This is a genomic window from uncultured Microscilla sp., from assembly GCF_947493425.1.
In the GTDB taxonomy this organism is placed as follows: domain Bacteria; phylum Bacteroidota; class Bacteroidia; order Cytophagales; family Microscillaceae; genus Microscilla.
Window position 1 is genome coordinate 1 of sequence record NZ_CANLRP010000016.1, and the last position, 13,192, is coordinate 13,192.

Consider the following 13,192-nt stretch of genomic DNA (forward strand, 5'->3'; position numbering starts at 1 on the left):
CGTAAAAACTGTAAGTCCCGAACTTGTATTCGGGGACACTTTTTTAGCCCAGATTATGATTTTTAAACATACTCTAACTGATAAAGCCAGATAAATACAGTATAAGCTGTATTTATCTGGCTTTTAGAACTTGTTTAATATTAGCATTTTACTTTGCCTTACTGCACCACTTGTTTTCCTTTACTCTAAACCGCCAGGGCAGCAAAGCATCATCTCCGGCGTAGTCAATGCCCACTCTGGGGCTAGCTATTACCTCCTCCTCTGAATAAACTCTTCCCTGGTCTTCCAGCCAGATTTTATCTCCTAATAAATCCGTCATATCATCACTGGTGCTAATGCCCAATGCTTGAGTCAACATGGCAGGACCTGCTGTAAGGTGGGTTCCTGGTTTTTTTAGTTTGCGCCTGGTTTTCATAAGGTCTAAACCTTCTACAGGCTCTATAGCCCTTACCAGCACCGCATCTGCCACGTCGGGAGCATTGGTTACTACATTAAACATGTGGTGCATGCCATAGCAAAGATATACATAAGCTGTACCACCAGTTTGATACATCGTTTCAGTGCGTTTGGTACGTTTGTTTGGGTAAGCATGACAAGCTTGATCGGTTGCCCCACAATATGCCTCTGTTTCTACAATAATACCAGCCGAAACCTGCCCATCAACGCAAGTATATAATACTTTGCCCAATAAGTTGCGAGCCGCTTGCACCACGTCAGTAGTCAAATAAAAATCGAGGGAGAGTTTGGTCATAATTGCTTTACATTCATTTGGCAGTTTTTACCCGGCGTAAGCGCCAAGGCAGAATTAAATATATTAGGCGTAATTGCCAAGCTATTGGTAAGCTACACTTACTTGTAGCTTATCGCTAATTGCACCGATATTCATCGGTATCTAAGGACTTACTGCTACTTATCACCAGACAAATACGTTGCCTATACATTTAAGTCAGTTCAATTTAATATAATGGTGTTTTTTGGGGTGGATGGCTCCGTTGATTATAGGCGATTCCTGAGTGACTTTGTACTGGGGAATGGTAATCGAAAATATGGTTTCACCTTTTTCTGCCTTGAGCAGCGAAATCTCTCCACCTAGTTTAGAAATGGCTATTTTGGCCTTATAAAGTCCCAATCCAAACCCTTTGAAATTATCGGTGCCCCGAAAAAACATCTCAAATATTCGTTCTGAAATTTCTAGAGGCATGCCGCTGCCATTGTCTATAATTTTTATTTGATGATAGTCACCCAAATCAACATAGACTAAGCGAATATGCGGTGAATCGTTGCCATAGTAAGAGTTGGCGTGTTGTACAGCATTTTTTACAATGTTATCAAGGGCAATATCCAGCATTTCCCCATCGGTTATAATCACCAAATCTTCGTTGACATCTACCGAAAAGCTGGTGTTTTTATAGCCTTCTACCCGGCGCATGCTTCTTACTACCGACTTAAGGTGTTTTTTAAGTTTGATAGTTTCAGTAGTTTCAGGTTGGTGCGACCTTATATCGCCTATTTCTACTATTCTAAATAATAACAACTGCATACGATTGAGCACCTCACGTTGCATATTAAAATACATACCCTTGCGTTCGTCTTGCTCGAGCAAACCCACGTGGCACAGCCCTTCAAGCGACGACAAAGGGCCTTTTAAGTCATGAGAAGCTTTGTATAAGAAAGTGTCCAGCTCGTGGTTGGCGCGAGTAAGTTCATCAGCGAGTTTTTTAAGGTAAGCAGTACGGTCGTTTACCTTTTGTTCCAGTTCGTCGGTGAGATTTTTTCTAAACCTTGCCCGGTTATACAGCACAAACAAAGTAGCCAGTGCCAGCAAAATAACAAACCCCAAAGCGTAAATCGTAAGTTGCTTGTTGTTCAATATTACCGTGTTGTCGTTGGCTTTGCGCTGTAATACTTTTTTTTCCTGTAACAAGTCTTTCTTCTCTTCCTCTTTTTTATTTAAGTCATAATAGGCTTGTAATTCGGCAATTTGCTTGAGTTTTGACTCATTGTACAAACTATCATTTGCCCGGTTATAAAGCTTTTGAAAACGATAAGCCTGCTCAAAGTCTTTTTGCGCAGCGTATGCTTCTGCCAAGGCATGCGAAGCATTTTTTACCCTGATACGAGACTTTAGCTCATTGGCAAGCAACAAACTTTGCTGGGCATACTGTATAGCTTGTGTGTTTTTTTTAGTGGCGAGATAAATTTCGGCAATGTCGCTCAAGTTAGCACTTATACCATCTTTATTTTGCAGCATTTGTCTTATACCAAGCGACTTCTTAAAATATGCCAATGCATTGTTATATTCTCCCTGTTGTTGGTATACTTTACCAATGTGCTCAAGCAAGTTGGCTTCGTTGGTTTTATAATGGTTTTCGTGCGAGATGAGTTCAAAAGCCCTTTGGTAAAAGTCGAGTGCTTCTTTATATTTCTTTTGCAAAAAATACACTTCTCCGATATTACCCAGGTTTTGAGATATTGCCACATTGCTTTGGGTGGTTCGGTTGATTTTCAGCGACATATTGTAGTATTCAAGCGCTTCTACAAACATTTTTTGTGCCTTGTAAATAGAACCTATGTGATCAAATGAACTGGCAATACCTGCTTGATCAGCCGATTTTTCTTGAATTTTTAATGCTTTTAACTGGTACTTAAGGGCTTGTTCATAGTAACCTTTTTGGTAATATACCTGCGCCAGGCGGTCAAGTGTTTTGGCAAGTTCGGTTTGTACCAAAGCCGGGTTTTCCTTTTGGAGAATATCCAGCGCCCTCAGGTAATATGCCAACGCACTTATATAGTTGCCCTGTAGGGTATGTACATACCCTATGTTGCTCAAGGCTCTGGCCATTTCAGGGCGAGCCTTGACTCTTTGAGAAAGGTTGACAGCTTCTTGCCCGTATTTTAGTGATTTGGTAGGGTTTGTTGAATGATAGAGTGTTGATAAACGGAGAAGGATTTTAATTTTTTTGTTGCCTTGAGTACTACCAACCCGTTTTTCCAAACTATCGGTTAGAATAGAAGTACTATCACTTTGCCCGTAAGCAAACAAGGTTGCCAATAAACCTACAAATGTGAAAATATACTTCATTAGATGTATTGATACTTAATCCTGATAAGAATAGTCAAAATCACAGTCCTTTTATAACTAAAACAATTGCCACTAGGCTAAATTATAATAAAAAGTCAAAAACTTTAGTAAAATATACTGATTTTTATTTTAAAAAATACAATGTCTTGACTTTATATTTTTCATTCATTCAGTGCCTTTATTTACCAATATCTACCAGCCCAAATGTAAAGACAAGAATGATAAGACGGAAGAATGCCTTGAGCAGTTTCCATAGTATATAAAGGGCAAAATACAAGCCAATGGCAAAAGCAAAACTGAGTAAACTCCAAGAGATTACAAATGCTCCGGCTTCTATGATGGAAGCCGTTCCTCCTGCCCACAATGCCACCACCCCCAAGCCCATAAAAATCATGGCTATTCCGAAGAAAAACAAGATGGCTCCCAGTACAAAATTTTCTTCTATGCCAATACTTTCTACAAAAGGCAACACCAGTGCCACAAGAGTAATAATAGCCAAAGAAATAAACGCTCCCAGGAAACTCACCAACTGAAGCATCATTCCTGTGCCTATAAGTAAAGCCGCAATGAGTATACCTACGCCAATCCATATCATTGTAAGGGCTTGCTGGGGTTGAAGGTAGTGTTTAAACGTTCGCAAACGTTTACCATAATGGTGTTTATGAGATGTGGTAGGTCGGTGCAATGATGGTTGTGTGTGCTTTTTGGGTGATAGGGTGTTAATGCTGGACAAAGGTTGGTAGTGTTCAGCAGCAGCCTCTTCTGATAATATCTTGCTGGTATCACTGGTATCCCATATTTTGGGGGCTTTTGCTTGTAATACTCCGTAAACAATTAAACAAATAAGAGATAAAAATAGTTTTTTTTTCATTGTTAAATATTTCATAATCTCTAGCAGGGGTAGGTTCCAGAGGTCAGGTTTCCCTATTTAAAAAAAAGTGATATTTGTGTAATAGCTTTGTTTTCAGATAAGAGTATGTTTAAATTTTCGTTTACAGGATGTTTTAGGATTAGATGCGTCAAATTTGACAATATATAATCCGAAAAGTCGCGTAAAATACCCAATCAATGAACCGAGCCTTCAGCGAGCTCTGCCATCGGCTAATTCTAAACAAGCTCTGATTATAATCTATCGTGTTACTAAAACTTGATTGAAATATAAAAAACAAACTTTACTCAGGGTAAATTGCTACCGCTTCTACCTCTACCAAAATATCAGGACGAGCCAGTCGGTATACTCCCAAAGTAGTGCGGGCAACCTTTGTAGGGTTTTGCGCATTGTTAAAAAACTTATTATATGCTTTGAACCAAGCGTCAAAATCAGGCTCCTGGTTGTTTTGGGTATCAGGTGCAATGTACACTCTTAAATATACCACATCTTTCATTTCTAAGCCCGCCTCCTGCAATATTTTTTCAATGCGTTTGAGCGTATGAATGCTTTGGGTGTATGTATCTCCCCGACGTTTGTGTGCATCGGTTTTAGCTGCGGTAGAATCTAGCAATGGAGCTACCAGCCCACTGGTCAAAAAAGTCTTTTTTCCTTTGGGTATGGCTACTCCCTGTAGTATAGAAGATGTCGGATTATCGTAGCGCTTAACCTGGAGAGTTTCTAGCCCTTTAGATTTTCTTTCTATGGCTTTATTTGTGGCATTAAAATTAGTTGGGGCACTTTGCTTACTTTGACAAGCTGTTATCAGGCTTAGCCAAACCATACACTGGAGTAATTTTATTGTCATATTGTTTACAAATTTAGGTGTTGAATAAATTCAGTCATTTTTTAAGCATGGCTTTGGGGTATTCTTTATGAGGAGCGTATCCACCATTAGGCAGCCTAACCATTGTTCACTGCCCTAAAAGAATAAAAAAAACTCGAAATAGGGCAGACTTAGGGCAACTATCTTGTTGAAAAGTTTAAGTAGATTTAGTTCACAGGTTTGTTGAAGTGGGTAAGTGTTTGATGAATTCAAAAAAACAATGGTTTTATAGTAATACTTGTCATACAGGCAACCAAAAAGGCAACTGAAGTACTTCTTTTTATTTTTTCCTCTGGTTTGTTGTCAAAAAATGGTATTTTTACCCCTGTTTTTCTTTATCTAACCCCCTTATTTTGTAAATGATGATGAGAGTAGGCGATCGTTATGAGTATGACCCTGAACATGATACTTTAGACAAAAAAGGCTTAGGAACAGTTTATCGTGCAGTAGATACCCAAGAAAATAGGGTAGTAGCGCTGAAGTGTATTTCACCCGACTTGTTGCCTGCCCACTACGATCTGGCTGAGGAGATAGAACGGGTAAAATACCACTCAGACGAAAACCTGGTGAGGTATTACGATGTGTTCGAGCAAGAGCTACCTGTAGATGTTTCTGCGATTCCTGACAATGTATTGTCGAACACCAATATCGAGATAACTCCTGATGCTGAGGATGAAAACACGCTTAAAGAGGAAACTTTGCTGTTTCATATCGTAGTAATGGAGTATGTAGAGGGCAAAACCTTGAATAATTTTCCTATTTATAACCTTACTGAAGAATCTCTGCAGCATTTGCTGCGCGACATATTGTCGGGCTTACACTACTTGCACAACCACCGCATTATTCACCGGGATTTGCGACAAGCCAAAGTGATTATCAAAGAAGAGAATGGGGGACTTACACCAAAGATTTTATATTTTGGATTAAGCGCCCAATTGAGCCAGTATATGTCTAATTATGGTTATTTACCTCCCGAACGCCTTGGTAAATATGACGAGAGGATTACTGAAATGTCGGATATATGGATGTTTGGTGTGTTGGTGTATGAACTATTGACCAATCAATTGCCTTTTGGCTCTACTCAAAACGGGACTACCAATGATGTAATCATGGCAAATATTCTGAGTGATCAAATGCAAGGTGACTTAAATCAATTAATTCCTCCCTATAATGCCATTGTACAAAAATGCCTTGCAAATGACCCAGATCAGCGTTACCAACAAGTAGCCGAGCTACTGGAGTTGTTTCCCAAGAAGACTGACGAAACAAAATATTCTGCCTTTGAAACCACTAAGGGTTTTGGTGATACGGCAGCCTCGCTTGGGACTACTCAAGAAGAATATGATAAAGAAATATATGGCACCACAAATGTAGATCAGGTAACGATTGGCGATGCCACTTTTAAGCCTGCAGATGGTTCGGACGAGCAGCCTGCTTCAGTAATTAAACCCAAGTCAATGTTTGATACTTTAGATGAAGTAACTGATTTTGAGGAAGCAAAAGAAAAACGTACCAATAAGTTTCTCATCGTTGCCTTGATACTTTCGGTAATGTTGTCATTGTTTGTGATCTATTTTTTAACCCAGTACGGCAAAAAGAAATTGGACTATCATCCTGTCCCAAACCCTGCCAAACAAGTAGTGGCAAAAGCAGTGTATCAAGAGTGAGGATATAGTTTCAACAGGGGCAAGCCAAATTAGATTGTTTCAAGAATAGCTACGCTTTTTCTATCACGTTGATTTTGAGCGATTGATTTGTAAAACCTGTAGATAGAAACAGAGTTTTTACTCAAGTAACAACAACTCGATGCGACGGTTTTCTTTGGCTTGCCAATCGTGTTTTTCATTTTTCCAAATTGGTTTGGCTTTGCCATAGCCCTTGGCAGTAATGCGCTTGGCAGCAATGCCGTGCCTAACAAAATACTGCTTAATGGCATTGGCGCGGCGTTGCGAAAGCAACAAACAAGCTGCTGCAGTGCCCACTTGGTCGGTATGTCCATAAATGGCAAGCTCCGCATTTTTGTTTTTTTTCAAATACTTGATAAATGGTTCCAGGTTTTTGATAAACTTACCTTTTAGTTCATACTTATTGTATTCAAAAAATGCCACCGACTGAGGTGGAGCTACAGGGCGCTTTTTGAGGTTGGTTTGGTATTTATACGCCCCTTCATAGTCGTACTTATCTATCTCGTAATTTTCGCCAATATGGGTACTTGACCCTACTGTTTGGCTTTTGCCCAATCCATTGTTATACGTGAGCTCTATGTCGTGTTGCCCCTGTACATTTACTGGGCGGTAAGTAATCTCATAAAAATTGCGGAAAATGCGTGGCAACTCTTCATACACTTGCTTTATCTCACCGGGGTTTTCTATAAAGTAAGTCTTGCCATCGGTGAGCATCGAGAGCGCGTTCAGGGTTTTGTTGTTTACTCCAGTACCATAGGCAATAGTAAACACCCTGATGCCTTTTTCACGGGCTTTTTTTACTACCTCGCTGGCGCGAAAAGCCCGCTTACCAAAATATTGCAAAGAAGAATTTTCTTCCCCATCGGTAAACAACAACATTACCTTGTTATTTTGGGCATTTTTTAAGCTTTCGAGCCCCTCGTCAGCCCCTGCATACAAGGCAGTGCTGCCACCATAACGGGTAATGCCATCAAACTTTACACAATCGGCTTTGCTGCCTTGTGCCGTCAACCTTAGCTCAGTTTCCAGTCGTTCGTCAAACTTTACCACCGATATTTTATCGTTGGGGTGCTTGGTCAAAATAAATTTGCGGGTAGCTTCTTCCAATTTTTTTATATTGCCCGCCATTGAGCCACTGTAGTCCATCACCAACGAAATATCATAAGGTTTAGAGATCATTTCGTGTACTTCACGTACTTTGAAGTTATTAATGGCGTAACGTCGCCCTTTTACACTCTCTACTATTTTGCGAAAAAATTTGCGGGATTCGCGGTAGCTTACATAAGGAGGGGCAAGGTGGCTGATAAAATTGCCGCTGGTATCTGTCACGAGCACATACAGCTTTACTTCTTTGGGAAATTGGGAGCGGTCAGTGGCAAAAATATCAAAATCAAGTTTTTGTCCTTTTTTTAAGGTAGTTTTTCTCGCCACATTTTTTATAAATTTTCGTCTAATTACCCTCACCCTAAAGCTTTTCACAAAAGATTTTTCTCCGTCATCTATCAAAAACTTATAAGTGGTATTACGCAAAGGAGCTACCTCCATGCTGCCCACCAAAGGCAAACTGTCTCCTCGGTAAATCACACTTTTCATCCCCTTGGCATTCCATCTAATCCGGGTTTTACTGCCCAGTAAAATATCTTTTTTACCCTTAAAAGTAACTGGAACCACCTTTATTGGCAATTTCACAAAGTTTACTTTGCGGTTGTTGCGTATCACCATCATTGAATAGTTTTTTGACCTTTTGGGCTGTATCAGAGTCGTGCCTTCGGTGGGCAAGGTATCGTTCTGAAAAACCACAAAACGCGCTTGTTTAAACCGCCACTTTACCCTTACTTTCTCTCCTACACTTATGCTACGGGGGCCTTTAAAGTATTCGTCAAATTTTACCTTCACCGTGTGGGTGTCTCTTACTACTTCGCCGTAGCGGTCTTTAGCTTCCAATATATACTGAGTAGTACTATCAGGCTTGACCGTGAGGCTTTCGTTGGCTTTCAAGGTTTTGTCAAGCCCGGCAATACGAATAGTTTTGGCATCACGCACGCTCCAGTACAAATTTGCTTCTTCGCCTTCGGCAATTTCATCGTCCCCATCAAACTTATCAATCACTGCTGAGCGCTTCACTATTTTTACTTTGTATTCTTTAGTAACCGTATGTTTTTTGTTGCGGGCAATCAGCTTGTAAGTAGTAGTTTGGCTAGGTTTGATTTTAATTTTTCCCTTGGCGGGTAAATTGTTTTGAACCCCCTCTATTTCTACCGAAGTGGCCTTGGGCACATTCCAAGACAGGGTGACTTCATCGCCGTAATTTACAAAGCGCTTGCCGCGAAAACGTTCTACGGTAGGAGGAGGAGTACAGGCTTGAGCCATCAAAACAAAAGTGCATAGCCATAAGAACAGGTGGTAATGTTTAAAATTGAGCATTTTTCGAATAGTGTTTATAGGTAGTATATACGGTTGTAGGCGCTACAGTTTTTATTGAATACCAGTGTATATCTTGACAATGAGTGATCAGTTCACTCATCATAGACTAACTATACTAATCTGTTAGCTGTATCTAATGATAACTCAGTACTCAAAAACATGTAGGTTTTCTTATTTTTATTTGTTCCTATCTGTATACTTTGGCGAGGTGAAACACTGGAGAGTTTTTTTTCTTTTTGCTGGCGAGGATATAGTCATGCTCAATTTGCCCCAAGGGTAAAGCAAAACAAGGATTGTATCAGGAGTAAAAGTAGACCTTGATCAAATGCCATAAAAAAAGCGAGACATTTATGCCTCGCTTCCTTATGTTTTTGTGTAGGCTTTAAGCCCCCTTAGTTAAACAACGAAGATAGTTGCATTGCAACATTCATGTCACCATCTAACTGCATTTTTCCACCCATGAAAGCTTCCAGTGGGTTTAGGTCGCCAGCCATCATTGCGTCAAAGTCGCTCAATTCCATATTGATGGTACAATCAGCTTCTTTGTCTTCGTTGCTTACATCATTGCGATCAAGGTGAATAACACCCCCTTCGTTGAATACAAATTTGATTGAATAGTTAAAACCAGGGCCTCCAGCAACTAATTCTTGCACTTTTTGAGTAGTAGCTTCTACGCTCATAATAATATAAGTTGTTTAAATGTTATAGTTTCATTGTTTTTTCAAGCGCCTGTCCAACCTTTTGTCTTTGAATGTAAAACTTGCCTATTTCACTGCTCACAAAACACTGGTGAGAGTAGCAAGGTAAAACCCATCGCCTCTCAAATATTTGAACCAGTAATAACAGATACATTTTTAACCCCCAAAAAATAATTATTGGCAAACACTGATTTAAAATCGGGGGTGAAGTTAGCTATTTTTTACAAAATCCAAAAGCACTGTTTTCAAGAAAAATGACTGGCAGTCTTGTCGTCATACAACGATTGTTCTGTAGTGAAGAGGTAGGTAATGGTATTATCAAAATAAAAAGTAAGCGTATGCAGTAAAATGAATATTTAATTTTAGAAAATATCTCTAAATGGGTGTTTTCCATATTTATTATAAGTTTTGTTTTTTTGAGGGATAACCATTGTATATGCCAAATAATATTTCAAACGGTATAAGTTTTATAAAAAAACCTTAGTTTTGCTTCGAAGGATTACTATATATTAATAAGCTTATTTCCCAACAAAGTTTTGTGCATGTGGAAGTAGGCAAAATAAATAATTATTTTAAACGCCATTTTATATGAAAAGAAAATTACTTGTATTACTCACTTTATGCCTTATTACTTCCTTTGCCTGGGCGCAAACCCGCAACATTACGGGTAAGGTTGTAGACAAAGACGGCCAAGCTTTGCCTGGTGCTACCGTGATGGTAAAAGGCACTACTAACGGCGCCTCTACCGATGCTGATGGCAAGTTTACCTTAAGCGTGCCCAGCAACGCTATTCTTATTGTTAGTTTTATAGGAATGACCACCAAAGAAGTATTGGTAGGTTCACAAACCCAAATTAATGTGACCCTCACCGACGAAAACTCTATTCTGGACGAGATTGTAGTCACTGGGCTTGCCTCAAATGTAAAAAGAGCCAACCTTGCCAATGCGGTATCTACCATTTCGTCGCAAGAACTGGTAGGGGTTACTTCTCCTCCTACTGTGGATGGTGCCTTGTACGGAAAACTTACTGGTGCCAACATTGTAAAAAATTCAGGCGCGCCTGGGGGAGGTATTTCTATCCGTTTGCGCGGGGTTTCGTCTATTATTGGGCAAAACCAACCCTTAATTATTGTAGATGGGGTGTATCTCGACAACAGTGAGATTCCCAGTGGAACTCGTTTTGTGTCTGGCGCCAATGACGGAAACGAAGAACAATCCTCTAACCGTTTGGCTGATTTATCTTCTAACGACATAGAAAGAATAGAGGTGTTGAAGGGAGCATCTGCTGCAGCTATTTATGGTACACGTGCCAACGCCGGAGTAATGATTATTACGACCAAAAAGGGGAATGCTGGTAAAACCCGTTTTCACTTTGAGCAATTGGTAGGGACTGCCCGTGCCATCAAACTTTTAGGACAAAGAAATTATGATACTGAGGCCAAAGTAAGAAGTTACTTTAGTGACCCCAACAGTGCCGATGCCAACAGTGCTGTAGCTCAGTGGAACGCTGTCAAAGCTGCCAATGGTGGTGAGTTGTTTGACTACGAAAAAGAAGTGTACGGGAACATTGGGGGTATTTTTCAAACTAACTTTAGCGCAAGTGGCGGCAATGACCGTACTACCTTTTATGCCAGTACATCTATCCGTAACGAAGAGGGGATCATCCGGGGGACTGGTTACCGCAGAAGAAACTTCCGCCTGAATGTTACCCATAAATTGTCTCAGTATGCTAAACTAACTGCGGGCTCTTATTTTGTGAGTTCCAGTGCTGACCGTAGCTTTACCGGAAACGAAAACGAAGGTGGTTTGAGTTACGGTTATAACCTGACTTCTACCCGCCCCTGGAGCAATCTTTTTCCTAACGAATTAGGCGAGTATCCCGACAACCCTGGAGTTTCGGGTAACCCATTATTCGTACGTGATGGCATGTACAACCGCGAGGAAGTTTTCCGTACGATCCAAAGCCTTGCTTTAGACTTTACTTTATTGCAGCGCGACAATATGCTCTTGAAGTTTAACCTGGGGGGAGGAGTTGATATTTATAAATTTGGCACCTTTACTTTTGTGTCTCCACTGCATACAGCTCAAAGAGGCGTGTCTAACGGTTACCTGGCAGAAGGTGCCAATACGGTAATCAATGGCAATTACCAGGGTGCTTTGATGTTTAATGTAAACCTGGGCAGCATTGATCTTACGTCTCAGGCAGGGGTGACTGGTCTTTACAAAAACAGAAACTTTTTATTAGCCAGAGGTATCGATCTGAATAGCAAACAAAATTTACAACAAGTTGGCGCACCATCCATTAACCAATTATTAGCTACTGAGCAAGATTTTGGTTATTTCTTCCAGCAAGAAGCTAATTTTGCCGACAAGGTAATCTTAAGTGCTGGAGTGCGTTTAGATAAGTCTACGCTCAATGGTGACCCTAACAAAATGTATGCTTTCCCTAAAGCGTCATTGGCTGTAAACGTGGCCAACTTTGATTTTTGGACATTGAAAAACGTGGTAAACCAAGTGAAATTAAGAGCTGCCTTTGGGCAAACGGGTAGTAGCCCTGGCTTTGGTGCCTTATTTACTGGTTTCGACCGGGCAAGCATGGGCGGTTTAAGCGGAGCAACCATCAATGAAGCAAGAGGTAACCCTGGTTTGGAGCCTGAAATAGCCACTGAGATAGAAGCAGGACTTGACCTGGGTTTCTTGGCCAACCGTATATTTTTTGAAGCTACTTACTATCGTCGTGGGGTAAAAAACCTATTGATCGAAAATGCTTTGCCTTCATCAAGTGGATTCTCGTCTGAAATAACCGATGCTGCTGACATGGTAAACACTGGGGTAGAGTTGACCCTGGGCGGTGACCCTTTTATAAGTAAAAACTTTAGCTGGTCTACTCAGTTTCGTTTTTGGTTCAACCGCTCGGTAGTGACCCGTCTAGATGTTCCTGCTTTTGCGCCTCCAGGCGCTTCTTTTAGTATAGGTTTAGGGTCTTTTTATATAGAAGAAGGACAATCTATTACCCAGTTTAAAGGAAGAGATGAAAATGGCAACCTGATCACTATTGGAGATGCCATGCCCGACTTCCAGTTATCGTGGAACAACACCATGAAGATTGCCAAAAACTTTGAACTTTCGTTTTTGTGGCATTACAAAAAGGGAGGAGACAACCTTAACTTGAGTTTGTTTTTGGCAGATTTGGGGCAAACCAGCTTTGACTATGACACCCCTGAAGGCGAAGCCAGGAGAAACGGAACAGGCTCGGCTCGTTTCTTAGAAGATGCCACCTACCTTAGACTAAGGGAAGTTGCTTTGTTTTATAATGTGCCCAAGAGCTTGACCAAGAGGTGGTTTGGCAACAAAGTAGAAAACATCAGATTGGGCGTTTCTGCTCAAAACTGGCTAACCTTCTCAAACTATAAGTGGTACGATCCCGAAGTATCTACCAAAGGGGGGGCTGGCTTATCTTCAGGAATAGATGTGGCGCCTTTCCCAAGTTCTAAACGAGTATTTTTTCACCTGGCGGCTACTTTTTAGTACACCCGCCAATAAGCGCTG

General features: G+C 40.6%; 8 protein-coding genes. 2 read left to right on the forward strand and 6 right to left on the reverse strand.

All coding sequences use genetic code 11. The annotated features are described in order from the left end of the window. Window positions 1-148: 148 nt before the first annotated feature. From Q0954_RS06665 to Q0954_RS06680, 4 genes are all read right to left on the reverse strand, one after another. The gene (locus Q0954_RS06665) at window positions 149-751 is read right to left on the reverse strand and encodes a DNA-3-methyladenine glycosylase (RefSeq protein WP_299455252.1); all 603 of its coding nucleotides are present in this window, start codon (window positions 749-751) and stop codon (window positions 149-151) included. Window positions 752-946: 195 nt separating this feature from the next. Further along, window positions 947-3,082, reverse strand: coding sequence for a tetratricopeptide repeat-containing sensor histidine kinase (locus tag Q0954_RS06670; protein ID WP_299455255.1), 2,136 nt, complete (start codon window positions 3,080-3,082; stop codon window positions 947-949). A 178-nt stretch (window positions 3,083-3,260) separates the two neighbouring features. Beyond that, window positions 3,261-3,953: a hypothetical protein gene (locus Q0954_RS06675; protein WP_299455258.1), complete on the reverse strand. Its 693-nt coding sequence runs from the start codon at window positions 3,951-3,953 to the stop codon at window positions 3,261-3,263. A gap of 301 nt (window positions 3,954-4,254) precedes the next feature. Beyond that, entirely contained in the window at window positions 4,255-4,818 is a 564-nt protein-coding gene (locus Q0954_RS06680; RefSeq protein WP_299455260.1) for a RidA family protein, read from the reverse strand. A gap of 377 nt (window positions 4,819-5,195) precedes the next feature. Here Q0954_RS06680 and Q0954_RS06685 point away from each other — a divergent pair, with 377 nt between their 5' ends. Continuing rightward, the gene (locus tag Q0954_RS06685; RefSeq protein WP_299455263.1) at window positions 5,196-6,503 is read left to right on the forward strand and encodes a serine/threonine-protein kinase; all 1,308 of its coding nucleotides are present in this window, start codon (window positions 5,196-5,198) and stop codon (window positions 6,501-6,503) included. 117 nt (window positions 6,504-6,620) lie between these two features. Here the strand turns inward: Q0954_RS06685 and Q0954_RS06690 are convergent, their stop codons facing one another. Together Q0954_RS06690 and Q0954_RS06695 are read right to left on the reverse strand one after the other, a co-directional pair. Then, window positions 6,621-8,945 (reverse strand): OmpA family protein, encoded by a 2,325-nt coding sequence (locus Q0954_RS06690; RefSeq protein WP_299455266.1) that lies wholly within the window; start codon window positions 8,943-8,945, stop codon window positions 6,621-6,623. A gap of 392 nt (window positions 8,946-9,337) precedes the next feature. Next, window positions 9,338-9,625, reverse strand: coding sequence for an SCP2 sterol-binding domain-containing protein (locus Q0954_RS06695; protein ID WP_299455269.1), 288 nt, complete (start codon window positions 9,623-9,625; stop codon window positions 9,338-9,340). Window positions 9,626-10,231: 606 nt separating this feature from the next. Here Q0954_RS06695 and Q0954_RS06700 point away from each other — a divergent pair. Beyond that, window positions 10,232-13,171, forward strand: a complete 2,940-nt coding sequence (locus tag Q0954_RS06700) for a SusC/RagA family TonB-linked outer membrane protein (RefSeq protein WP_299455271.1) — start codon at window positions 10,232-10,234, stop codon at window positions 13,169-13,171. Window positions 13,172-13,192 lie beyond the last annotated feature (21 nt).

What these genes read in the sequence shown, in the direction of transcription:
- Q0954_RS06665 (WP_299455252.1), bottom strand. Translation starts at nt 751, where the DNA reads ATGACCAAACTCTCCCTCGATTTTTATTTGACTACTGACGTGGTGCAA.
- Q0954_RS06670 (WP_299455255.1), bottom strand. Translation starts at nt 3,082, where the DNA reads ATGAAGTATATTTTCACATTTGTAGGTTTATTGGCAACCTTGTTTGCT.
- Q0954_RS06675 (WP_299455258.1), bottom strand. Translation starts at nt 3,953, where the DNA reads ATGAAAAAAAAACTATTTTTATCTCTTATTTGTTTAATTGTTTACGGA.
- Q0954_RS06680 (WP_299455260.1), bottom strand. Translation starts at nt 4,818, where the DNA reads ATGACAATAAAATTACTCCAGTGTATGGTTTGGCTAAGCCTGATAACA.
- Q0954_RS06685 (WP_299455263.1), top strand. Translation starts at nt 5,196, where the DNA reads ATGATGATGAGAGTAGGCGATCGTTATGAGTATGACCCTGAACATGAT.
- Q0954_RS06690 (WP_299455266.1), bottom strand. Translation starts at nt 8,945, where the DNA reads ATGCTCAATTTTAAACATTACCACCTGTTCTTATGGCTATGCACTTTT.
- Q0954_RS06695 (WP_299455269.1), bottom strand. Translation starts at nt 9,625, where the DNA reads ATGAGCGTAGAAGCTACTACTCAAAAAGTGCAAGAATTAGTTGCTGGA.
- Q0954_RS06700 (WP_299455271.1), top strand. Translation starts at nt 10,232, where the DNA reads ATGAAAAGAAAATTACTTGTATTACTCACTTTATGCCTTATTACTTCC.